The 22,872-nt window shown below is 36.0% G+C and carries 20 protein-coding genes; 12 read left to right on the top strand and 8 right to left on the bottom strand.

The features are described from left to right. Window positions 1-176: 176 nt before the first annotated feature. The 3 genes from glmS to ACRDEC_RS10605 are packed head-to-tail and all read right to left on the bottom strand — an operon-like array spanning window position 177 to window position 4,478. The gene (gene glmS / locus ACRDEC_RS10615) at window positions 177-2,024 is read right to left on the bottom strand and encodes a glutamine--fructose-6-phosphate transaminase (isomerizing) (protein WP_431498313.1); all 1,848 of its coding nucleotides are present in this window, start codon (window positions 2,022-2,024) and stop codon (window positions 177-179) included. A gap of 8 nt (window positions 2,025-2,032) precedes the next feature. Further along, window positions 2,033-3,664 carry a DUF4270 domain-containing protein gene (locus ACRDEC_RS10610; RefSeq protein WP_431498312.1) on the bottom strand — a complete coding sequence of 544 codons (1,632 nt, stop codon included), beginning with the start codon at window positions 3,662-3,664 and terminating at the stop codon, window positions 2,033-2,035. Between the two features lie 4 nt (window positions 3,665-3,668). Next, window positions 3,669-4,478 (bottom strand): glycogen/starch synthase, encoded by an 810-nt coding sequence (locus ACRDEC_RS10605; RefSeq protein ID WP_431498311.1) that lies wholly within the window; start codon window positions 4,476-4,478, stop codon window positions 3,669-3,671. A 109-nt stretch (window positions 4,479-4,587) separates the two neighbouring features. Between ACRDEC_RS10605 and panC the strand changes: the two genes are divergently transcribed. The 9 genes from panC (at window position 4,588) to ACRDEC_RS10560 (ending at window position 12,808) form a co-directional block, all read left to right on the top strand. Beyond that, window positions 4,588-5,436: a pantoate--beta-alanine ligase gene (gene panC / locus ACRDEC_RS10600; protein WP_431498310.1), complete on the top strand. Its 849-nt coding sequence runs from the start codon at window positions 4,588-4,590 to the stop codon at window positions 5,434-5,436. A gap of 13 nt (window positions 5,437-5,449) precedes the next feature. Continuing rightward, a complete protein-coding gene (panD, locus tag ACRDEC_RS10595) occupies window positions 5,450-5,800 on the top strand; it encodes an aspartate 1-decarboxylase (RefSeq protein ID WP_431498309.1) in 351 nt (116 codons plus the stop codon). A 2-nt stretch (window positions 5,801-5,802) separates the two neighbouring features. Continuing rightward, a complete protein-coding gene (locus tag ACRDEC_RS10590) occupies window positions 5,803-6,765 on the top strand; it encodes a lysylphosphatidylglycerol synthase transmembrane domain-containing protein (protein ID WP_431498308.1) in 963 nt (320 codons plus the stop codon). Between the two features lie 40 nt (window positions 6,766-6,805). Continuing rightward, complete coding sequence (locus ACRDEC_RS10585; RefSeq protein WP_431498307.1) at window positions 6,806-8,074, top strand: alpha/beta hydrolase; 1,269 nt, start codon at window positions 6,806-6,808, stop codon at window positions 8,072-8,074. Continuing rightward, window positions 8,074-9,435, top strand: coding sequence for a DNA repair protein RadA (gene radA / locus ACRDEC_RS10580; RefSeq protein ID WP_431498306.1), 1,362 nt, complete (start codon window positions 8,074-8,076; stop codon window positions 9,433-9,435). Before ACRDEC_RS10585 ends, radA begins: the two co-directional genes overlap by 1 nt. A gap of 40 nt (window positions 9,436-9,475) precedes the next feature. Further along, window positions 9,476-9,943, top strand: coding sequence for a hypothetical protein (locus ACRDEC_RS10575; RefSeq protein WP_431498305.1), 468 nt, complete (start codon window positions 9,476-9,478; stop codon window positions 9,941-9,943). Continuing rightward, complete coding sequence (locus ACRDEC_RS10570) at window positions 9,940-10,452, top strand: hypothetical protein (RefSeq protein ID WP_431498304.1); 513 nt, start codon at window positions 9,940-9,942, stop codon at window positions 10,450-10,452. The genes ACRDEC_RS10575 and ACRDEC_RS10570 overlap by 4 nt, the downstream gene beginning before the upstream one ends. A gap of 22 nt (window positions 10,453-10,474) precedes the next feature. Further along, on the top strand, window positions 10,475-12,430 hold the full coding sequence (locus ACRDEC_RS10565; RefSeq protein WP_431498303.1) for a transglycosylase domain-containing protein: 1,956 nt from the start codon (window positions 10,475-10,477) through the stop codon (window positions 12,428-12,430). A gap of 195 nt (window positions 12,431-12,625) precedes the next feature. Further along, window positions 12,626-12,808, top strand: coding sequence for a hypothetical protein (locus ACRDEC_RS10560; protein ID WP_431498302.1), 183 nt, complete (start codon window positions 12,626-12,628; stop codon window positions 12,806-12,808). A gap of 50 nt (window positions 12,809-12,858) precedes the next feature. Here ACRDEC_RS10560 and ACRDEC_RS10555 read toward each other — a convergent pair whose 3' ends face one another. Together ACRDEC_RS10555 and ACRDEC_RS10550 are read right to left on the bottom strand one after the other, a co-directional pair. Continuing rightward, window positions 12,859-13,608, bottom strand: coding sequence for a LytR/AlgR family response regulator transcription factor (locus ACRDEC_RS10555; protein WP_431498301.1), 750 nt, complete (start codon window positions 13,606-13,608; stop codon window positions 12,859-12,861). Further along, complete coding sequence (locus ACRDEC_RS10550; RefSeq protein WP_431498300.1) at window positions 13,605-15,422, bottom strand: tetratricopeptide repeat-containing sensor histidine kinase; 1,818 nt, start codon at window positions 15,420-15,422, stop codon at window positions 13,605-13,607. Before ACRDEC_RS10550 ends, ACRDEC_RS10555 begins: the two co-directional genes overlap by 4 nt. Window positions 15,423-15,572: 150 nt before the next feature. Between ACRDEC_RS10550 and ACRDEC_RS10545 the strand changes: the two genes are divergently transcribed. The 3 genes from ACRDEC_RS10545 (at window position 15,573) to ACRDEC_RS10535 (ending at window position 19,919) form a co-directional block, all read left to right on the top strand. After that, window positions 15,573-16,751 carry a vWA domain-containing protein gene (locus ACRDEC_RS10545; protein ID WP_431498299.1) on the top strand — a complete coding sequence of 393 codons (1,179 nt, stop codon included), beginning with the start codon at window positions 15,573-15,575 and terminating at the stop codon, window positions 16,749-16,751. A 67-nt stretch (window positions 16,752-16,818) separates the two neighbouring features. Beyond that, entirely contained in the window at window positions 16,819-18,435 is a 1,617-nt protein-coding gene (locus tag ACRDEC_RS10540; protein WP_431498298.1) for a DUF4139 domain-containing protein, read from the top strand. A 116-nt stretch (window positions 18,436-18,551) separates the two neighbouring features. Beyond that, a complete protein-coding gene (locus ACRDEC_RS10535) occupies window positions 18,552-19,919 on the top strand; it encodes a PQQ-dependent sugar dehydrogenase (protein WP_431498297.1) in 1,368 nt (455 codons plus the stop codon). On the opposite strand, the gene ACRDEC_RS10530 is transcribed toward ACRDEC_RS10535, so the two are convergent. The 3 genes from ACRDEC_RS10530 to ACRDEC_RS10520 form a co-directional block, all read right to left on the bottom strand. After that, window positions 19,920-20,960 (bottom strand): aldo/keto reductase, encoded by a 1,041-nt coding sequence (locus tag ACRDEC_RS10530; RefSeq protein WP_431498296.1) that lies wholly within the window; start codon window positions 20,958-20,960, stop codon window positions 19,920-19,922. Window positions 20,961-21,092: 132 nt separating this feature from the next. Beyond that, on the bottom strand, window positions 21,093-22,058 hold the full coding sequence (locus ACRDEC_RS10525) for an OmpA family protein (RefSeq protein WP_431498295.1): 966 nt from the start codon (window positions 22,056-22,058) through the stop codon (window positions 21,093-21,095). A 46-nt stretch (window positions 22,059-22,104) separates the two neighbouring features. Further along, window positions 22,105-22,866, bottom strand: a complete 762-nt coding sequence (locus ACRDEC_RS10520) for an exodeoxyribonuclease III (protein WP_431498294.1) — start codon at window positions 22,864-22,866, stop codon at window positions 22,105-22,107. Window positions 22,867-22,872: the final 6 nt, after the last annotated feature.

The raw sequence follows: 22,872 nt of genomic DNA, 5'->3' as shown, positions 1-22,872 counted from the left end.
CAAAGTGTATTTTATTGAATTTTTATCAATATTTTAACATTAATCGCCAAAAACAAATGTTATGCATACATAATAAATGGTTTTTAATTGTTAAATCAAGAAAAAAAAAATTGTATATAAAATAAAAAAAGTGGGACTAAATCCCACTTTTCACAATAATTTATATAATATTTTATCTATTCTACCGTAACAGACTTCGCTAAGTTCCTCGGCTGATCTACATTACAACCTCTCATTACCGCAATATGATAAGAAAGCAACTGCAACGGAATTGTCGTTAATAACGGTGACATAGCATCAGAAGTTTCCGGAATTTCGATAATATGATCTGCCAAAGCACGAACTTGCTCATCACCTTTGGTAACCACCGCAATAATTTTACCGCTTCTTGATTTTATCTCCTGAATATTACTTACAACTTTGTCATAATGCCCTTGTTTTGGAGCAATAACAACTACCGGCATTTGCTCGTCAATCAAAGCTATTGGTCCGTGTTTCATTTCAGCTGCCGGATAACCTTCTGCATGAATATATGATATTTCCTTAAGCTTTAAAGCACCTTCAAGAGCAACAGGGAAATTATATCCTCTGCCTAAATACAGGAAATTAGTAGCGTCTTTAAAAACCGCAGCTATTTCTTTTGATTTTTCGTTAGTATTTAATGCTTCCTGCACTTTCTCAGGAATCGTTTCAAGTTCAGACAAATACCTGTGATAATCAGATATTGAAAGAGTTCCTTTGGCTTTTGCCAAACGAAGCGCAATCATCGTTAAAACAGTAATTTGAGTTGTAAATGCTTTTGTTGATGCCACACCAATCTCAGGTCCGGCATGCGTATAAGCACCCGCATGAGTTTCGCGGGATATAGATGACCCCACTACATTACAAACTCCGAAAACAAAGGCTCCTCTTTCTTTAGCTAGTTTTATAGCAGCCAAAGTGTCCGCAGTTTCACCAGATTGTGATATTGCAATTAAAACATCTTTATCTCCAATTATTGGATTTCTATATCTAAATTCCGAAGCATACTCCACTTCAACCGGAATACGGGCAAACTCTTCAAAAATATACTCCGCAACCAAACCGGCATGCCAAGAAGTTCCGCAAGCTACTATTAATATCCTCTGTGCATTAAGGAATTTATCAATATTATCTTCAATACCAGCCATTTTGATCAATCCTTCATTAGCATGAAGACGACCGCGATAAGTATCTTTAATTACGTTAGGCTGCTCATAGATCTCTTTCATCATAAAATGATCATAGCCTCCTTTTTCAATTTGCTCCAAATTCATCTGAAGCTCCTGAATATAAGGATCAACCAATGAATCGTCTTTAATCTTGCGGATTTTTAAATCTTTATTCAATCTTACAATTGCCATTTCTTCATCTTCAAGATAAATAGCATTGGAAGTATATTCAATAAAAGGAGAAGCATCCGATGCAATAAAAAACTCACCTTCGCCAATACCAATTGCCAATGGACTTCCTAATCGGGCCACAACAATTTCATCGGGCTTTTGTTTATCGAAAACACAAATGGCATAAGCACCAACAACTTGGTTTAAGGCTATTTGAACCGCTTTTCCTAATTTAATATTTTCATTTTTCTGAACCTCTTCAATCAGATTTACTAAAACTTCAGTGTCTGTATCTGATTTAAAAGTATAACCCCTTTTGATTAATTCTTTTTTTAACGGCTCATAATTTTCAATGATTCCATTATGAATAATCGCCAGATTTCCTGAGTTTGATAAATGCGGATGCGAATTGACATCATTTGGAACACCATGAGTTGCCCAACGGGTGTGACCAATCCCTATAGTTCCGTTTGTAGTGATTTCCTTAACAACTCTTTCTTCAAGATCCGAAACTTTTCCTTTAGTCTTGGAAAGCTTTAAATCTTTTCCATCATAAAGTGCCACTCCAGCACTATCATATCCTCTATATTCAAGTCGCTTAAGTCCTTTTATAATAATAGGATAAGCTTCTCTATGACCTATATATCCAACAATTCCACACATAATATCAATTAATTAGGTTTTGTATAATAAATTTCAAATTTAACATCATCAGCCGGAACATCACTTCCATTTCCGTACAATATTGTCCCAAATGGACTCATTACTGAACCCATAGGTACAGTTTTTTGCATTTTCGCACTGTCTGTTGAACTTGGTGCTGCCACCGGAGTCCTTAAGTTCATACTATTTACAAAAAGAATGCTTTCTGTAACAACAACTCCTAAGCGAACATTTTTCGTTTTGTCTTTCAGAATCTTATCAATGTGTCCTGTAATTCTAACCTTGTATTTTCTTTTCCCGGTTGTTGCATCTTTTTCAAGCAATCCGCCATGGACGTATTTATTGAATTTCGCATTCGATGAATTTGTTGAAGTATCAAAGGCATAATCATATAAAAACAAACCTGTATCAGCATCATAAAGATAAATCCGCAATGGGTGAAGCTTATTCTCTTTATAAAATGGACTATCATTCAAGTCTTTATCAACGGTAAATGTCAAACTAGCTTCATTAACCAATACTTTCTTTGCGATTAATTCATCCAATTTCGATTCATCCTCAAACAATTCGATAAAAGCATTTGATCCCTGACCTCCTTTTAAATATAATTTTTTAGCATTAAAGTTTTGCTGATTTGACGTTGAAAATGCGTTCACATAATCCGTTTTGTCAGTATCTTTTAATAAATTAATTTTAATCCCTGTTGACATACTTAAAATAAAACTTTTCATCTCTCTGTTTGTACTCGGAGGTCCAGTTGTAACAGCAACGTCCTGCTTATAGTATATAGTCACGTCTCCTTTTGAAAAATCCAGTGTCGTCAAACTTCCTGCTGCAGCATCCGCGACCTTGAAATAAAGTCCCTTAAAATACGATTTGAAAATATTATTATTAACCAGTTTATCTGCCGGAGCATCCAGTATGTTGGTTTTAAAGTAATTCTTATCTAAATGCAGACGCATTCTAGGCGAGCTTCTGGATTCCACATTTGCATCGGTTTTCGGCAGCGGATTATGGTTTGCATCGACTTTAAACTTTACGTATTCTTTATTACTAGGAACAAAAGCCGTATTTTCTTTTACATCAGTATCATTATTTAATTTTGCATCTACAATATTATTATCAAAATCACTTTGCTGATCAGAATAATATTTTTGAGCTGTTTCGAAATTATTCCCTGGATCAAACTCATTTAAGGTAAATCCATTCCTATAAACTTGCAGATCTATACTTCCTGAACCGTGAATCGAATCCAGTACATAAAGTCCCAACCCATTTGATTTCACATCCGTTTTTCTGCTGAAGTAAGGAATTGTAAGTACAACACTGTCTACAACAACGTTTGATTTAAAGACCGGAGCTTCATTAAGCAAAATTAATTGCGCAACAAAATCAGCTTTTGTCTTTGTAAAAAAAGGATTATCAAGAATCCCTAATTGGCCAATTGGCGTATTATTGGTCTGAATAGCCTGAATCTTCTGATTGTATACTTTAGTCGTAAACGTTTCATGCGCAATGCCTCCAAAATGCTCATTACCAACAATATCCGAACCAACAGAATTGTAATCTTTATCGCATGATGCGAATGACACAGCTACTAAAGCAACTGCTAATTTTTTAAAAAAAGGGGTATTCATCATTAGATTAACCTAAAATTTGATTTTTATAAAATTGTGTATAAGCCTCAGCGAACTTATCTTTCGTGGCGAAAGGTAAAAAAGGTTTTTTTGAAGCTTCTATAAATTTTGTTAAATTTGAAGAGAGTCCTTCTGAAGCAATAACCACTCCATCAGAATGATTAATCGAAACTTTCATAATGTTTTCAAAAGTAGGATCGTCCAATTCTACAATCGCTTCATGCGGAACGCCGTCAAACTGTACTTTCTGACCCATTTGAACATCTAAACTTCCGTCGAAAGACTGATTAAAAACAGAGGTAACAATTTTAGTATCAGCAAATAAGGCTTCGTCTTTATAAAAATGTTTCATATAAACAGGCAACATTGCAGCCATCCAGCCTTGAACATGGATAATGTCCGGAACCCAGTTCAGTTTTTTCACTGTCTCCACAACACCTTTTGCAAAGAATATAGCACGTTCGTCATTATCAGGGAACAAAACTCCATCTTCGTCAGTAAAGGTAGCTTTACGCTTAAAGTACTCATCGTTATCAATAAAATAAACCTGAATTCGTTCTTTTGGAATTGAAGCAACTTTGATTATTAGTGGCATATCAACATCATTTACCACCAAATTCATTCCAGAAAGACGAATAACTTCGTGTAATTGATGTCTTCTTTCGTTTACATTGCCATAACGAGGCATAAAAATTCGTATCTGTCCGCCTTGATCATTGATCATTTTTGGCACGTCATACGACATTAAAGAAACCTCATTTTCAGCAAGATAGGGCACTACTTCGGATGATACATACAAAATCCTTTTATCCTCCATGTTTTATTTTTTGTTATGTTTATTGGACACAATTCCATGCAAAATTACAAAATTTTATGCAGATAAAGACTAAAATAGTAAGTTTGCATAGAATTTATATAATACAAACATGTCTGTTTTTGTTAAACAAAAAGAGCTAAAAGCTCATTTGAAGCCGTTTTGGCTCGAAAAAAAATCCATTGGATTTATACCAACTATGGGTGCTTTACATCAAGGACATTTGTCGTTAATGGACGAGTCACTAAAAAATAACGACATAACTGTTGTGAGTATTTTTGTAAATCCGACACAGTTTAACAATCCGGAAGATTTAAAAAAATACCCAAGAACATTGGAAAGCGACGTTCAGAAAATAAATTCACTCAACGAAAACATTATTGTTTATGCTCCCTCTGTTGAAGATATTTACGAAGGAAACACCATTTCCAAGCACTTTGACTACGACGGCCTGGAATTCCAGATGGAAGGTAAGCACCGACCAGGACATTTTGACGGCGTGGGAACTATTGTGAAAAAACTTTTCGAGATCATTGAACCTACAAATGCTTATTTTGGAGAAAAAGATTTCCAGCAACTGCAGATTGTAAAGAAAATGACCGAAAAACACCATCTTCCTGTAAAAATCATAGGTTGCAAAATTCATCGTGAAGCTAACGGTCTTGCCATGAGCTCAAGAAACGAACGTCTTTCAAAAGAAGAAAGAGCAAAAGCTTCATTTATTTTTAAGACTTTAACAGAAGCTAAAAAATTATTCGGCACAAAAAGCGCTGCCGCTGTGACGGATTGGGTTTCAAAAACATTTCAAAAACAAAAAATGTTTGAATTGGAATATTTCGAAATTGCAGATGAATCCACACTTTTGCCTTGCAATCGAAAAAACAAATCCAAAACTTACAGGGCGTTTGTTGCAGTTTTTGTTAACAACGTCAGATTAATCGATACCATTTCATTAAAATAATTACCTTTGTAGCATGCAAATTCAAGTTGTAAAATCAAAGATTCACCGAGTAAAGGTTACTGGGGCCGATTTAAATTATATTGGCAGTATTACCATTGACGAAGCTTTAATGGAAGCTTCCAATATTTTCGAAGGAGAGAAAGTTTCCATCGTAAATCTGAACAATGGGGAAAGATTAGAAACCTACGCTATCACCGGACCAAGAAACAGCGGTGAGATTACCTTAAACGGACCTGCTGCCCGAAAAGTACACCAAGGCGATATCATCATTATTATTTCTTACGGAATACTTACTGTTGAGGAAGCAAAAACTTTCAAGCCGTCTATAATTTTTCCTAACGAAAACGATAATTCCTTAACATAGTTGTGAAAAAAGGTTTTAGTTCGTATGCCAGTATTCTTATCCCGATCTTATTGGGTGCTGGTTTGACTTACTATACATACAATTCTTTTTCAGATGAGCAAATTGCTCAAATGAAGAAGTATTTTGTTACGGCAAATTATAATTATGTTTTTATCTCTTTAATTATAGCCGTTTTAGGCTGTGTTTTCAGAGCTTACAGATGGAAATACACGCTACAGGAAATAGGCGCTACACCGGGATTTAAAATTAATTTTCTCGCAGTCTGCATTGGTTATTTTATAAATCTGACCATTCCGCGTTCGGGAGAAGTTTCAAGGGCTTTAGTACTCAAAAACTATAAAAATGTTCCTTTTGACAAGGCGTTTGGAACCATCATAGCCGAAAGGATTGTCGATTTGATTTTCCTTCTCCTGTTTATCAGCGTTGCTCTGTTTCTTGAATTCTCAACCCTGAAAAATTTTTTACTTCTATACATTCCACTGGGAAAATTACTACTCTTTTTTATTGTTGGATTAGTTGGTTTTTTAATTTTCCTGATTCTTTACAAATACTCCAATTGGAAATATATTCTTTTGTTTAAATCCAAAATCGAAGGTTTAAAAGAAGGGATTTTCAGCGTTTTAAACATGCCAAACAAATGGAAATTTCTATTTTTCACACTACTGATCTGGCTTTCTTATATTTTAATGTTTTACATTACTGTTTTTTCTCTTGAAGCCACCAGTTCAATAAAATTAGGAACCATTGTTGTTGCCTTTGTTATTGGTGGATTAACGATGTCTTTTACCAACGGCGGTTTTGGTTTTTTTCCGGTGCTTATTGCTAAAATTCTGGTCTTATATAACATCCCTATCGAAGCCGGAAATGCCTTTGGCTGGATAATTTGGACATCTCAGCTTCTCATCACAATTCTACTTGGAATATTTGCTTTTTTAGTCTTACCGATCGTAGGTCAAAAGAAATAAATTATTATATTGCTGGTTGAATTTCTCAATCCCAAATTTTATGAAATCATTTTTTTTAAGCTTAGCGCTTTTACTTTCTGTATCACTGTTTTCCCAAACAACGGCTGAAGATATTTTCTCTGCCAAACTGAATGCTAAAAGAACCGTAAAAATCAAACTTCCGCCTTCCTACGGTGCAAATCCCGAAAGAAAATATCCTTTACTTCTGGTTTTAGACGGCGAATATTTATTCAGTCCTTTTGAAGGAAATCTTACATACGGCAATTACTGGGACGATATGCCGGAAGTTATTCTTGTGGGTATTAACCAAAACCAAGAGCGTTACGACGATTCAGAATTTGAATTGAAAAGCGGTGTTCCTTCAAAAAGAGGAAGTGCTTTTTTCGATTTTATCGGAACCGAATTACTACCCTATCTAGATAAAAAATTCCGAATTGCACCATTCAGAATCATTGCCGGATTAGATTCTACTGCTGGATTCTTAAATGCTTTTTTATATAAAGACATGCCTATTTTTGGCGCCTATATTTCCATGAGTCCTGAGCTGGCAAACGGTATGGAAGAAAGAATTCCACAAAGGTTAGCAGCGATGAAACATCCTGTTTTTTATTATCAGGCAACCTCTGATGGTGATTTGAAAAAATTCCAAAACCAAATCAAAGCGCTGGACAAAAACATACAAACCGTTAAAAATCCTTTGGTAAATTACAAGTTTGACGATTTCAAAGGCGCTTCGCATTACTCTTTGGCGCTTAATGCTATTCCAAGTGCTTTATCTCAGATTTTTGAAGTCTACAGACCTATTTCCTCTATTGAATACCAGGAAAAAATTGCCATACTACCAAGCGAGCATGTGAAATATTTGCACAGTAAATACGATACAATTCAGAATGCATTGGGGATAAAAATGAATGTCCGCCTTAATGATTTCAAAGCTATTGAAGCGGCAATTTTAAAATCAGGTGACTTTAAAGGATTTGAAGAATTAGCACAGATTTCTGGACAGCAATATGAAAAAACAATGCTGTATGACTATCATATGGGAATGTATTATGAAAAAACAAACGAAGTAAAAAAAGCAATAAAACATTATCAGGATGCTTTTATGAAAGAAGAAATTGGTGATTTGACCAAGGATATGATGATGAATAAAGCAGAAGATTTAAAAAAATTATTACCTAAAAAAGGATTGAAAGGCGGCAAGCCTAAAGACAAACCAACGGAAGAAATTATCGAAGAAGCTCCTGTCGAGACGCCAACAACAGATGCTCCCGTTGAAACACCAACCGAAGAGAAAAAAACAGAATAATGGCCAAAGTGAAAACGTCCTTTTTTTGTCAGAGTTGCGGCACTCAATATGCCAAATGGCAAGGCCAATGCAACGCCTGCAAGGAATGGAATACCATTGTTGAGGAAATCATTCAAAAGGAAGAAAAAACAGCCTGGAAACCGGATTCATCTGAAGTAAAAAAAACTTCAAAACCGCTAAAAATAAACGAAATTGATTCCACACAGGAAGTCCGTATGGACACTACTGATGGCGAATTAAATCGCGTTTTGGGCGGAGGAATTGTTCCCGGCTCTTTAATCCTTTTAGGTGGCGAACCCGGCATTGGAAAAAGCACGCTACTGCTTCAGATTTCACTTAAATTGCCCTATAAAACACTTTATGTTTCAGGTGAAGAAAGCCAGAAACAAATAAAAATGAGGGCTGAGCGAATAACTCCAAACGGAGACAATTGCTATATTCTGACGGAAACCAAAACACAAAATATATTTCGTCAAATTCAGGAAATTGAGCCCGAAATAGTCATTATCGATTCCATACAAACGTTGCACACCGATTATATTGAATCGTCCCCAGGCAGCATTTCGCAAATTCGTGAAACAACGGCCGAACTGATAAAATTCGCAAAAGAAACCAACGTTCCAGTGATTTTGATTGGTCATATTACCAAAGACGGAAGTATTGCCGGACCTAAGATACTGGAACACATGGTGGATACTGTTTTGCAATTCGAAGGAGACAGAAATCACGTGTACCGAATTTTACGCTCATTAAAAAACCGTTTTGGCTCTACGGCCGAATTAGGAATTTATGAAATGCAAGGTTCCGGTTTACGCGAAGTTTCCAATCCTTCAGAGATTTTGATTTCACATAAAAATGAAGAATTATCCGGAACTGCAATCGCTTCCACACTTGAAGGAATGCGCCCGTTGATGATTGAAATCCAAGCTTTGGTTTCTACTGCCGTTTATGGAACACCGCAAAGAAGCACCACAGGTTACAATGCCAAAAGATTGAATATGGTTTTGGCTGTATTAGAAAAGCGTGCTGGCTTTCGTTTAGGAGCAAAAGACGTTTTCCTGAACATTACCGGAGGAATCTCAGTGGATGATCCTGCGATAGATTTAGCAGTTGTTGCCGCAATTTTATCTTCTAACGAAGATATTTCCATCAACAAAGATTTTTGTTTTGCAGGTGAAGTGGGACTTTCGGGAGAAATCCGTCCTGTTAATCGTGTAGACCAACGAATTCAGGAAGCTGAGAAATTAGGTTTTTCTACCATTTTCGTTTCAAAATACAACAAGATTTCGTTAAAAAATACTGGGATTAAAATCCAGTTGGTAGGTAAAATAGAAGATGTGGCGAGCGAACTATTCGGATAGAAATTAAACCATTATAATAACCATCAAACTTTAGTCATAAATGAAAACAAGACCATTATTACTCACCTGTTTTATTGTCAGCTTATTGTTCTCTTGCAATCAGACTGCTGTTTATAGTAATTTCGACAGAGATTTTACCAACAACCGATGGGAAAAAACCGATAAGAAAACGTATGATTTTTCGATTGATGACGAAACAAAGCAATACAATATCATTCTCAAATTCAGTCATGTTTATGATTATCAATTTGCAAATGTACCCATTGACATAAAAATAACTGACCCGGCAGGAAAGGAAGAAAAATTTACTGTCGATTTAAAAATAAAAGACGATTCGGGTAAACAATTAGCAGAATGTGCCGGAGACATTTGTGATTTAAGTGTCAAAATTAAAGACAATGTAACGCTCGCTAAAGGAAATTATAATATAACTGTTTCGAATTCTTTTGACGGTCCTTATTTACCTAATGTACTTGGAGTTGGTTTAAATGTTGATATTGCGAAATGAAATCCTACTCGGAAATACTGCAATTAGTACAAACCTACCACGAACTGGGAGAAACAGTCCAGGCTGCTAATCTGGTCATCGAAGAATACGGTATCAGACATCCTAATTTCAAAAGTTTTGAATTGCGTGAAAGAGCAAAACCTGAATATGTTTTAATGACCACAGAAGGTACTTTTGGCTTGCCGCAAATCATCCGTATCCCGGAAAATACATTTGAGTTTGAGTTTATATTAATGCTCAATCTCATTGGTCACGAAATGATTCATGTAGGCCAAAAAACAGAAGGCAATTCCGTAGAAGACCGCAACGAAAGAGAATGGCAGGCACATTACGAAATGCTGTTTCACAAAACATACCCGCAAATTCCTGACATGCCCAAACACCAGCTGCTTTTCTTCGCTAACAAAGGCTTGGATTATTATAGGAAAATGGGAGAAAATTCAGCACTTCAACAAAAGTATGCCCAACAGAAATTGGAAGTAGAAAATTTAGTAGCTTCGCTATCTTAATAATACAAGCATTTCAATTGCGATGAGAACTAAAAAGCAAAAGTTTTTCCTGTTTCTGAAAATCTTCGGAGCCATACTCTTATTGGCTTTAGCAAGCCTTTATTTTTTCCGTGATGCACTACTGCAAAAAATCATATCCCGCGCCGAATCAAAATTCGAAAAAGAATACAACTGTAGTTTTTTGGTTAAAAAAGCTGCTTTTATAGGACTTTCCGGAGTAGAACTGTCAGAAATTGTTTTGGTTCCCAAACAAGCCGACACTCTTTTATCTGTAGAAAAAATCAAAACCGACATCAATCTTCTGCAATTAATAACCGGGAATATCCAACTGCAGAAACTCGAAATAAAAAATGGTTTTATTCAACTTATTAAAAATAAAAACGGACGCAATTTTGATGCTTTTCTAAAACGTGATAAAAGTGAAAAAGTGAGTGAAAGCCGTAATTATGCGAAACTTACTTATCGCATTTTGACTAAAATACTGAATTTGGTTCCTTCTGAAATGGAATTGGAAAATCTGTCATTCCGAATCGTCGATATGCATCGGTATGTGACAATGCATATTGACCATTTACAATTGGAAAATCATCAGCTGCAAACCGCAATCAATGTAAAAACCAGTACTTTTTCACAAAACTGGAACATCGCAGGATTTGCGGATCCTCGAGACCGAAAAGCAGATCTGAAATTCTCCAACAGCGATACCACCAAAATACAGGTTCCTTATATAGACGAGCGATTTGGCTTAAAATCAAGTTTCGACAGTATCCACGTGAATCTTAACAAACTGGATATGGAAAGTGGCGAATTGCATATTGACGGTTTCGCATCTATTTCAAATTTTACTGTAAACCATCCTAAAGTCGCCCAAAAAGATGTAGTAATTAAAAATGCTCGTTTTGATTATCGCTTTTTACTTGGAAGTGATTTTGTTTCTTTAGACAGTACTTCAACAGCACAATTAAACAATATAAAAATAAAGCCTTTTGCGGAATACAGCACCGAAAAAGACACTATTTACAAACTGAAAATCGATATGGAAAAGATGAAGGCACAAGACTTTATCACTTCACTGCCGGAAGGTTTGTTTACCCACTTTGAAGGCATGGAAGCGGAAGGAGATTTTGATTATAAATTAAATTTCGAATACAATAAAAACAAGCCAAACGCCTTGGTTTTTGACAGTAAAATCAATAAAGAAAACCTAAAAATCACAAAATACGGCCAAGCCAATTTATCTAAACTTAACGAAGGATTTACGTATCGGGCAATAGAGAACGGAGTTCCGCAACGTCCTATTTTAGTGAGTTCAGCAAACCCTAACTACACTTCTTTAGACCAAATTGCTCCTTATCTTGAAAAAGCCGTTCTGACTTCGGAAGATCCGTCATTCTTTACGCATCGCGGTTTCATTAACGAAGCATTTAAACAATCGATAATTAAGAATATTAGAACCAAAAAATTCTCTCGGGGCGCCAGCACCATCAGTATGCAGCTGGTCAAAAATGTATTCCTGACAAGAGAAAAAACACTTTCCCGAAAGCTGGAAGAAATTTTACTGGTGTATATTTTGGAAAACAATAGAATCGCATCCAAATCAAGAATGCTGGAAGTCTATTTCAACGTAATTGAATGGGGGCCGAATGTATATGGAATTGGTGAAGCAGCTCATTTTTACTTCAATAAAAGACCTATCGATTTAAATCTGAATGAATGCCTGTTCCTGGCCTCTATTGTTCCGAAACCGAAGAAATTCATGTGGCAGTTTGACAACGAAGGCAAACAAAAAAGATATGCTGAACAGCATCAGAGATTCATTAAAAACTTAATGTTCAGACGTGCATTAATCTTTCCAGAAGATACTATTGGAGAATTTCCAATGACCATTTCAGGACGGGCGCGTTCATTTTTGAAACTAAAAGTGGTTCGGGATTCCATTCCCGCTGATTCACTTTCAATGGATGAATTTGATTTTTAAGTGTAAACGAGTGTTAAAACAGTTTGACTATTTTACTTTTTACAGATTCGAATTGCATCGGAATTCCAATACTCTTTCATAAAAAAAGAGACATACAATAAAACTTTTGTACCTTTATGTGAGTCCTTTTGATAAAAACCACTATAAAACAGGGCTTTACTAAAAACCAAGATGTAAAATTTAAAAACTGTAAAAATGGTAAGCGGAATTTTATTTGCGTTGTTACTATTGGTAATAACACTACTTTTTGGAGCACTTGGGGGAATGCTTGGCGAAAGACATCAGAAGCGTCATGGAGGAGAATACTTAGCCGAATCCGGTTGCGTAATATTTGCAGGAATTGGGTTATTACTTGCAATATGGTTATTCTCAAAGTAACTTCTTTTGTATAATTTTATCTAACAAACAGGGAAAAAAGCAGATCGTTACTATTTAAAATTCTTCAAAAATTCTTCTTTGTAAGTTGGTGAAATTTCGATTTCAGCTCCGTCATTCAACATGATATAACCTCCTTTATTGTAGGATTTTACAAAATTCACATTAATAATATGTGACTTGTGAACCCTCAAAAAAGGAAAAGGTAAAATCTCGGAGAAATGTTTCAGAAATCGGCAGACCATTTTCTTGTTTCCGTTGGACAGATACAAATCTGTAAAATTTCCATTCCCGCGCAAACGCACAATATCTTCCATTTTCACCACCTCAAAACCTTCAAGCGTCGGTAAAATAACCTGTTGTTTTTCTGGCTTGGTTTCCCGAAAGTTTTCAACGATAATTTTATTTCTATCGAAGATTTCATGATTTAAAATTTGCTGCTGCACTTTGTTTACGGCAACAATCAATTCTTCGATACTAATAGGTTTCAGCAGATAATAGGCGGCACTTTGGTTTAAGGCCTTCAAAGAATATTCCGAGAAAGCCGTAACAAAAATGGCTTCGAACTGCAAATCTTTACAGGCTTCCAGGACATCGAAAGCATTTCCAAAAGGCATCTCAACATCCAGAAAAACCAGTTGTGGCATTACTTCATGTAACAAAGGAACTGCTTCTTTGATGTTTTGGGCTTCTCCAATCACTTCTACCTGCGGGCAATATTTACTCAAATAATTTTTAAGTACTTCGCGCGCAGCCGCTTCATCTTCTACAATTACAGCTCTTATTTTTTGAAATGTCATCATATTTTGTCTATTAACGGGAAATTAATTTCGACAATAGTTCCGGTTTCCGGGGTTATTTTTTCACTTACGTTAAAAGTAATATTTGTTTTATACAATTCGTTAAGTAATGTAATGCGTTCTTTTGTATTTGTCAGTCCCCGCGATTGATGGACTTTCTGATTTCGGGTTTTAAGTTCCTGGCTTTTGGTCAGACCAATACCATTATCGTCAATAATTACACCTATTGCGCCTCTTTTCAGCGTAAATTTAAGCAACAGCGTCCCTTTTATTTCCTTATAGCGCAAACCGTGCCAAATGGCATTTTCTAAATGTGGCTGAATAATCATATTCGGAACAAATGTAGTTTCGATATCGAGGTTTTCATCGGCTGAAATCTGGTAATCGAATTTGTCCTGAAATCGCAAATGTTCCAAATCCAGGTATTTCCTCAACTGTTCAATTTCATTACTCAACGTGACGAAGTCTCTGTTGGAATTTTCCATCATGTTTCGCATCAAATTAGAATAAGATGTTAAGTATTTATTGGCTTCCAATTCTTTGTTTTGAGAAATAAACTGATTTACACTGTTCAGACTATTAAAAATAAAGTGCGGATTCATTTCGCGTCTCAAGGACTGCAATGCAATTTTTTTGTTCTTTGTTTTGATAGAATACAGGGCTTTCACGATAAATCCGAAAAAGAGCAACAGCAATAAAATGGATCCCATTAAGAAATAATTGAAGGTGTTTTTTTTCGAGATCAATTCGTCCTTCAGTACCTTTTCTTTTTCCAACTGACGAATTTTCTCTTCTGTGATTTGAAAAGCTTTAGCGTCAATTAGCGAAGTGTCCGATTGAATTAACTTTTCAAAATTCTGAAAAAACTGCTCATACAAAGCAATACTTTCTTTGTCCTTGCCGTTCGATTTGTAATACCGCAGCAATTGCGTCAGGCTCTTTTTTACTTCTTCGGTATTTCCTTTCTGAGAAGCCAGATTATAAGCCTGTTTTAATGAAATAATCGCTTTTTCAGGTTCGTTTTTCTTAAAATAAATGGTGGCCAGGGATTGAAGCTGCTTAATTTGCGTATCAAAATCCTTTTTATCTACAGCTTCCGTCAATAACTTTTCGTTGATTTCAATTGCTTTATCAAACTGATTATCGGAAGCATATACTTTGGCAATTTCATTTTTAATCTTAACAATGGCTTCGGGTTTGTCTTTCGAGAATGAAATCGCTTTCTCATAACTCTCTATCGCCACTTCTTTATTTTTTTGCTGCAGGTTCATTTCGGCCTGCTGCACATAAGCATCAGCTGCTTCTTCTTTTTTATTTTCTTTTTCAAGCAGTTGGATATTTAACCTATTGTAGGTCGACTGAACCGCGGGATTATTATCGTTTTTCAGGCGATTTGCATCATTTCTATTCAGTTGTTCGTCATTTTTATCCATGGAAGCCGCTCCGGCTGCTTCATAACTTTTGATAGCAGAACTGAATTTATTTTGGCTTTCCTGTGCTTTTGCTAGCTTTCTGGCGACTCTGGTTTTGTCCGTTTTCTTGTTTAATTTAGTATAACTCGCCAATGCTTTTTTTAGGTATTCTTCTCCTTTGGCATAATCTTCTTTTTCAATAAATTCCTGAGCTAAAACCTCATAATTTTTGGCAATTTCAGCTTCATCGTCTACATCTAATGCTTTTTTTAAATCATCGGCAGCTTTATACATTTTGGCTCCAGCCGCTTTTTTACTTTTCACAATAGTGTCTTGTGCCATCGCTTGATTTGAAAGCAATGACATCCAAAAAAGACAATTAAAAAGCACTGATACTAAACGCATTTCCTCTTCTGTATTTGATAATGTAAAGTAAATTAATTTAAAATGCTTTTCCTAATTGTTTCACCAAGTCAAAACCCCATTTCACCCATTCTGCAAAAAACGGATGCTTTGTCTTGATAATTTTGAAGTATAATCTTAAAACTAGAAATCATGAAAACGACAATTCTATTTGCAGCAACATTATTAGGTACTTCACTTTCATTTGCAGCTTGCAATAATGCTTCCGGTAATAACAGAAATACAACTACTGTAACGGAAAATGCCTCCGAAAAATCGGCAAAAGACGGAAACACAAAAATTCAGGTGGCGCTCTTGCTGGATACTTCCAACAGTATGGATGGATTAATCGAGCAAGCCAAATCACGTTTGTGGAATATCGTAAACACATTGACTACCTTAAAATACCAAGGCAAAACACCTGATATTGAAATCGGTTTATACGAATACGGCAATGACGGTTTGTCTTCTCAATCGAACTACATCCGTCAAGTAACCTCATTAACAACTGACCTGGATTTGATTTCAGAAAAACTGTTTTCATTAAGAACCAACGGCGGTTCAGAATATTGCGGTGCGGTGATTGCCGATGCCACCAAACAACTTTCCTGGGGCAAAGACAGTGCTAATATGAAACTGATTTATATTGCCGGAAACGAAGCCTTCAACCAAGGAGGAATCAATTATAAAGAAGCCATTAGCGATGCATTGCGTAACAATATTTTTGTAAATACTATTTTTTGTGGTGATGCTCACGAAGGGGTTAACACTTTTTGGAAAGACGGTGCAGATGTAGGAAAAGGAAAATATTTCAATATCGATTCAAATCAGTCAGTGCAATATATTGTGACTCCTTATGATGTAAGAATTTCGGAATGCAACACAAAAATCAACACCACTTACATCAGTTACGGAACGAAAGGATATGAGAAAAAAAGAAATCAGGAAATGCAGGATCAAAATGCACAAGGAGTTTCTTCAGCTAATTATGCAGAACGTGCCGTAAGCAAATCGAAAGCAGCCTATAAAAACGACAGCTGGGATTTAGTCGACAAATTAAAAGACGATAAAGAGGCTATCGGAAAAATCAAAAAAGAAGAATTACCTGAAGAACTAAAAAACAAAAGCAAAGACGAGATAAAAGTATATGTTGAAAAGAAATCTAAAGAAAGAGAAGCCATCCAAAAAGAAATCTCAGAATTAGCTAAAAAGCGTCAGGATTATATTGACAACGAAGCTAAAAAAACAAAAACACAGGATGATTTAGGCAATGCCATAAACACCTCTATCATAGCTTTTGCAAAAATAAAAGGGTATACAGTCGAAAAATAAGTATACTGCTTTCCAACCTTTTCTAACAATTCATTCTCTAAATGAGGTATAACATTAATTTACAATAATGAAAAATATCATTCTCTTACTCACTCTTTTTGCTTCAACAATTGGCTTATCGCAAAAACCAATTTTTACTTCGGCTAAAGTAAAAAACGCCACGGTATATTTCAGCGCTGCCGAATTATCGCAAACCACATCGGTCAATCTTCCTTTAGGAACCAGCGAAATAGTGGTGAAAAACGTAGCCGATTATTTAAACGAAAGCACCATACAAATTGGAGCACCATCGACTGTAACGGTTTTGTCAGTCCAGTTTACCAATAATTATATTTCAGAATATGAAATTGACGAAAGCAGTCCGGTCATCAAAAAAGTGCGGGATAGTATCACCCTGGTAAAACTGGCTCTTGGTAAAGTCGTAAACGAGCGGGTATCACATTCAAAAACGATTGAGTTGCTGGATAAAAATCAAAATGTTGCAGGACAAAATTCCGGACTGAATATAAGCGAATTAATGAAACTTGTTGATTATTATAAATCGAAAAGAACAGAATTGAGCGATTTAGTCAATGTTTTGTACGAAAGAGAAAACAAGTTGAATGATCGGTTGGCGAAACTAAACACCAAACTGGAAACCAATACTAAAAAGGAAGAAAAAATGTCGTCAGGAAAATTGGTTTTACAAGTGATGAATGAAGTGGCTGGCAATGTAAATCTGGATATTAATTATGTGACAAACAACGCCAGCTGGTTCCCTTTCTATGATTTGAGAGCCGAAAATATAAAAGATCCGATTAATATGATGTACAAAGCACAAGTAGTTCAAAATACAGGAATTGACTGGAAAAAAGTCAAACTGACACTGTCTTCCGGAAATCCGAATCAAAGCAATCAGGCACCGATTTTAAGTTCTTGGTTTTTACGATACGGATACGAGAAAAATTATGGTTACAATCAAAATGCAAGGCTGAATGTAATCCAGTCGATATCAGACAAAGAGGATCTGATGGAAGTTAAAAAAGAGAAAGGAAAAACGGCCTCCATTTCAGATTTTACCACCATTCAGGAAAACCAATTGAATGTTTCATTCGACATTGATATTCCGTATGATATTTCATCCAATGGGAAAGTGCACAGTGTGGCTTTAAAAGAAATAAAACTGCCTGCTTCCTACAAATATTATGCAGCACCAAGAGTCGAAAAAGAAGCTTTCTTACTGGCTGAAATCAATGATTATTCTAAATATAATTTATTGCCTGGTGAAGCAAATATCATCTTTGAAGGTATGTACGTTGGAAAAACAATGATCAATCCCGGACAGACTTCTGATACGTTGAATTTAAGTATGGGACGCGACAAGAAAATTTCTATCAAACGGGAAAAAGTCACAGACAAATCAGGAACAAAGTTTTTATCTTCCAAAAAAGAGCAGACTTTCACCTATGATATCACGCTGCGAAATAACAAAAAAGAGGCTGTTCAAATGTTACTGAAAGACCAATATCCTATTAGTACGGATAAGGAAATCGAAGTCGAGCTGAAAGATAAAAGCGGAGCGAAAGTAAATACTGAAACCGGAATACTCACTTGGGAATTGGATTTAAAACCTAATGAAACACGAAAAATCAGAATCAGTTATGTTGTTAAATATCCGAAAGACAAAATAATCGGCAATTTATAAAGCTAAAAAACCAGTGAAATACTGGTTTTTTTATTCACATAAAAATCAAATAGTTACAATCAGTTTTGTAACTATTTTTTTATAAATTTACGTACCAAATCAAAAACCGATAAACCATGAAAAAAATCTCATTACTGTTAATTTTATTTAATTTCAGCTTTTCATTTTCGCAAACCATCGCCATTCAGTCTTTTGCAACAGGATTCACTAGTCCTGTCGAAATCACACATGCCGGAGACAGTCGTTTGTTTGTTGTTCAACAAGGCGGGATAATTAAAATTTTAAATTCCAACGGAACAACAAATGCTGTTGCTTTTCTCGATATTTCTGGAATTATCAGCTCCGGCGGAGAACGCGGCTTACTCGGTTTGGCTTTTCATCCCAATTATGCTACTAACGGTTACTTTTATGTTAATTATACCAATCCAAGCGGAAATACTGTAATAGCCCGTTATTCGGTTGACAGCGGAAATCCAAGTATCGCAAACCCGGCAAGTGCATTAGTACTTTTAACAATTACCCAGCCATTTTCCAATCATAACGGAGGAAGTATAAAATTTGGCCCTGACGGCTTTCTTTATATAGGGATGGGAGATGGCGGAAGCGGAGGAGACCCTGGAAACAGAGCACAAAATACCACTGAATTGCTAGGCAAAATGCTCCGAATTGATGTGAATTCGGGTTCACCTTACGGAATCCCAGCCGGAAATCCATATGTAGGAATCGCCGGTGCTGATGAGATCTGGGCCATTGGTGTTAGAAACCCATGGAAATTTTCTTTTAACAGAAGTAATGGTGATTTATGGATTGCTGATGTAGGTCAGAATAATGTAGAAGAAATTAACAAAGTTACTTCAACGCAAGCCGGTTTAAATTACGGATGGCGTTGCTATGAAGGCAATTCAGCCTATAACACCACTGGTTGTGCTGCAATGGGAACAATGACATTCCCATTAGCTGTTGTAAATCATTCCACTGGAGTTTGTTCTATTACCGGAGGCTATGTCTATACTGGAACAATGTATCCTGCTTTTGCCGGAAAGTATTTCTTTACGGATTACTGTAAACCTCAAATTGGCATGATGACTTCGGTTGGAGCAGTTACTTATTCTGCCTCATTTGCCGGTAATAATTTTACCACCTTCGGTGAAGATACGAATGGCGAGCTTTATGTTGCTGCTATAAACAACGGAACTGTCTATAAAATCTACGATTCTTCGTTAAGCGTTTCCGAATTTGACAAAACGCTATTTGCTGTTTATCCAAATCCGGCAAAGTCAGAAGTTTTTATCCGAAAATCCAATGAAAGTTATCCTGTCGAAGTAGAGATTTTCGACACCAATGGAAAGTTATTGCTAACTCAAAAAACAGAAAACCTGGAAATAAACACTATAAAAACGGGAACCCTATCTGCCGGTCTTTATCTTGTAAATATTAAAAACAATCTCGGAGTAACATTCACTCACAAATTAGCGATTGAGTAATTAAGGCGCCGGGTTGGGAATTAATTCCTGTATTTTATTGATTTCGGCTAAAACGGCATCAGTAAGCATTACATCAAAAGCATTGATGTTTTCTTCCAATTGATCTAATGTCGTTGCGCCTATAATCGTAGAGGTTACAAATTGTTTTTGGTTTACAAAAGCCAAAGCCAATTCTGTTAATGACAATCCGCAATCATGTGCCAGATTCTGGTATAATTTGGTTACTTTAAAACAGTTCTCATTTGTGTATCTTATAAAATTCGGAAACAATCCAAGACGGGAATCCGATTGAATACCATTCAGGTGTTTTCCTGTCAGGAATCCGAAACCCAGTGGAGAATAAGCCATTAAGCCTACATTCTCGCGCATGCATATTTCGGATAAACCAACTTCAAACAATCTGTTCAGTAACGAATAAGGATTCTGAATTGTTGCAATTCTTGGAAGGTTATGCTTTTCACTTTCGTTCAGAAACTTCATCACGCCCCAAGGATTTTCATTAGAAACTCCAATATGTTTGATTTTTCCTTCTTTGATTAAACTGTCAAAAATGGTTAAAACCTCCAAAATATTATCCTGCCATTTAGTATCAATTTCCAAAACTCCCCGTTGCCCAAACATGTTCATCACGCGTTCCGGCCAATGCATTTGGTACAGGTCAATATAATCGGTTTGCAGATTTTTAAGACTCAGATCAACTGCTTCCTGTACGCTTTTTTTCGAAAAATCCAACGGCTGACGAATGTAACCCATACCACGATTAGGTCCAGCAATTTTAGTTGCTATAACAAGATTTTCCCTTTTGCTTTTTCCGATTTTATGAATCCATGAACCAATAAAACGTTCTGTACTTCCAAAAATATCCGCATTCCCTCCAATAGGATACATTTCAGCTGTATCCAAAAAATTGATTCCTTTTTCTATAGCATAATCCAACTGTGAGTGGGCTTCGGCTTCCGTGTTCTGATTCCCGAAAGTCATGGTTCCGAGGCAAATTTTACTAACTTTTAAATCAGTATTGGGTAACGTTGTATATTTCATTTTCTTTAAGGCACTGAATAGCTAAAGCGCTGGTTTATTAAGTTTCGGCTGCAAAGATAACACTCTGCAAAGTAAAAAAAAAGGCGCTAAGAAAACCTTAGCACCTTTTTAATTCAGAACCTTAGTTCTATATTAAATTTCATTCAGCATTTTAGAAATTTCATCCAATTTTGGAGTTAAGATAATCTCAATACGACGGTTTTTTGCTTTCCCATCCTGAGTGTCATTGCTCATTAATGGAGAATACTCACCACGTCCTGCTGCTGTTAAATTCTCTTTCTTTACTTTTGCGTTTGAAGTCAGGATGTTTACAATTGCTGTAGCACGTTTTGTAGATAAATCCCAGTTGCTTTCAACACCACCACCAATGATTCCTGTGATTTTATCATTATCTGTATGTCCTTCAATCAATACGGCAATATCAGGATTGTCTCCCAATACTTTACCCACTAAATCAACTGCTTTTTTTCCTTCAGTACCAACAGTCCAGCTTCCTGATTCAAAAAGTAATTTGTTTTCCATCGAAACATATACTTTCCCGTCTTTATGCTGTACAGTCAAACCTTTGCCTTCAAATGCCTTAAGCGATTTAGACAATGTTTCTTTCAGTTTTTTCATTGAAGCTTCTTTAGCTGCAATTAAACCTTCCAATTCATTTACTCTGTCAGAACGATCTTTTAAGTCCGCTGATAATTTATTCAAACGGTCTTTTTCAGATGCCAATGCTTTTTCTTTTGACTCCAATTGTGATAAAAGTTCACGGTTTTTGTCCATATTGGCTTTTAAAGCCTCATCACTGTTTTTCTCCAAAGCATTATAAGACGCCTGTAATGTTTTCAGATTATTGCTTGAAGCCGCATAATCCGCAGCCAGTTTATCCCTTTCTGCTTTAAGCTTATCCAATTCTGTTTTCAGATTTCCATTATCTGCTAAGTATTGATTGTTGGCTGTTTTCAACGAATCATTCTGATCAGCTAAAGAGTTGCGCTCTTTCTTCAAATCAGCGAATTTTGTTTCTAAATCAGCGTATATTTTTTTAGAAACACAAGATGTGGTCAGGGCAAATGCCAACAAACCTAAAGAAATTCTTTTTATCATTTTTTGTGGTATTTATTATTATCTACTCGTATTTGGGGTTCTGTTTTTATGCTATTTCTATTAAAATCGGACAGTGGTCCGAATGCTTCGCTTCAGGCAATATCAAGGCACGGGTTACTCTTCCCATCAAGGGTTCAGAAACCAAATGATAGTCAATCCTCCATCCTTTGTTATTTCCTCTGGCTCCTGCTCGGTAACTCCACCAGCTGTAATGATGCGGCTCTTTATTAAAATGACGGAAACTGTCTATAAATCCGCTTTTCATAAATCCGTCAAGCCAGGTTCTTTCTTCCGGTAAAAAGCCTGAAATCTTAGCATTTCGAATCGGGTCATGAATATCAATTGCCTGATGGCAGATATTGTAATCCCCACAAATAATCAGGTTTGGAATTTCTATTTTCAGTGTGTTGATGTAATTCTGAAAATCATCCATAAACATAAACTTGTGATCCAGCCTGTCTATATTGGTTCCTGAAGGCAGATACAGACTCATTACCGAAAATCCGTCGAAATCGGCCCGAAGTATTCTTCCTTCAAAATCCATATGATCGATTCCAGCACCAAAAACGATATTGTTCGGTTTTGTTTTGGATAATATCGCAACACCGCTGTATCCTTTTTTTTGTGCTGAAAAATAATACTGGTAAGGATAACCTGCCTTTTCAATTTCTGCGATCGGGATTTGATCTTCGGTTGCTTTAATTTCCTGAAGGCAAATTACATCTGGATCAGCGCTTTGCAACCATTCTAAAAATCCTTTGGTTATTGCTGCCCTGATTCCATTAACATTGTATGAAATAATTTTCATTGGTAA

The sequence above is a fragment of the Flavobacterium sp. genome (genome assembly GCF_050696275.1).
In the GTDB taxonomy this organism is placed as follows: Bacteria; Bacteroidota; Bacteroidia; order Flavobacteriales; family Flavobacteriaceae; genus Flavobacterium.
The sequence above is the reverse complement of the archived record's forward strand: the minus strand, read 5'-3'. Positions and strand labels throughout refer to the sequence as shown.

Coding starts and splice junctions, on each gene's coding strand:
- radA (WP_431498306.1), top strand. CDS start 8,074: ATGGCCAAAGTGAAAACGTCCTTTTTTTGTCAGAGTTGCGGCACTCAA.
- ACRDEC_RS10570 (WP_431498304.1), top strand. CDS start 9,940: ATGAAATCCTACTCGGAAATACTGCAATTAGTACAAACCTACCACGAA.
- ACRDEC_RS10610 (WP_431498312.1), bottom strand. CDS start 3,664: ATGATGAATACCCCTTTTTTTAAAAAATTAGCAGTTGCTTTAGTAGCT.
- ACRDEC_RS10540 (WP_431498298.1), top strand. CDS start 16,819: ATGAAAAATATCATTCTCTTACTCACTCTTTTTGCTTCAACAATTGGC.
- ACRDEC_RS10565 (WP_431498303.1), top strand. CDS start 10,475: ATGAGAACTAAAAAGCAAAAGTTTTTCCTGTTTCTGAAAATCTTCGGA.
- ACRDEC_RS10535 (WP_431498297.1), top strand. CDS start 18,552: ATGAAAAAAATCTCATTACTGTTAATTTTATTTAATTTCAGCTTTTCA.
- ACRDEC_RS10585 (WP_431498307.1), top strand. CDS start 6,806: ATGAAATCATTTTTTTTAAGCTTAGCGCTTTTACTTTCTGTATCACTG.
- panC (WP_431498310.1), top strand. CDS start 4,588: ATGTCTGTTTTTGTTAAACAAAAAGAGCTAAAAGCTCATTTGAAGCCG.
- ACRDEC_RS10525 (WP_431498295.1), bottom strand. CDS start 22,058: ATGATAAAAAGAATTTCTTTAGGTTTGTTGGCATTTGCCCTGACCACA.
- panD (WP_431498309.1), top strand. CDS start 5,450: ATGCAAATTCAAGTTGTAAAATCAAAGATTCACCGAGTAAAGGTTACT.
- ACRDEC_RS10605 (WP_431498311.1), bottom strand. CDS start 4,478: ATGGAGGATAAAAGGATTTTGTATGTATCATCCGAAGTAGTGCCCTAT.
- ACRDEC_RS10555 (WP_431498301.1), bottom strand. CDS start 13,608: ATGATGACATTTCAAAAAATAAGAGCTGTAATTGTAGAAGATGAAGCG.
- glmS (WP_431498313.1), bottom strand. CDS start 2,024: ATGTGTGGAATTGTTGGATATATAGGTCATAGAGAAGCTTATCCTATT.
- ACRDEC_RS10520 (WP_431498294.1), bottom strand. CDS start 22,866: ATGAAAATTATTTCATACAATGTTAATGGAATCAGGGCAGCAATAACC.
- ACRDEC_RS10560 (WP_431498302.1), top strand. CDS start 12,626: ATGGTAAGCGGAATTTTATTTGCGTTGTTACTATTGGTAATAACACTA.
- ACRDEC_RS10550 (WP_431498300.1), bottom strand. CDS start 15,422: ATGCGTTTAGTATCAGTGCTTTTTAATTGTCTTTTTTGGATGTCATTG.
- ACRDEC_RS10575 (WP_431498305.1), top strand. CDS start 9,476: ATGAAAACAAGACCATTATTACTCACCTGTTTTATTGTCAGCTTATTG.
- ACRDEC_RS10545 (WP_431498299.1), top strand. CDS start 15,573: ATGAAAACGACAATTCTATTTGCAGCAACATTATTAGGTACTTCACTT.
- ACRDEC_RS10530 (WP_431498296.1), bottom strand. CDS start 20,960: ATGAAATATACAACGTTACCCAATACTGATTTAAAAGTTAGTAAAATT.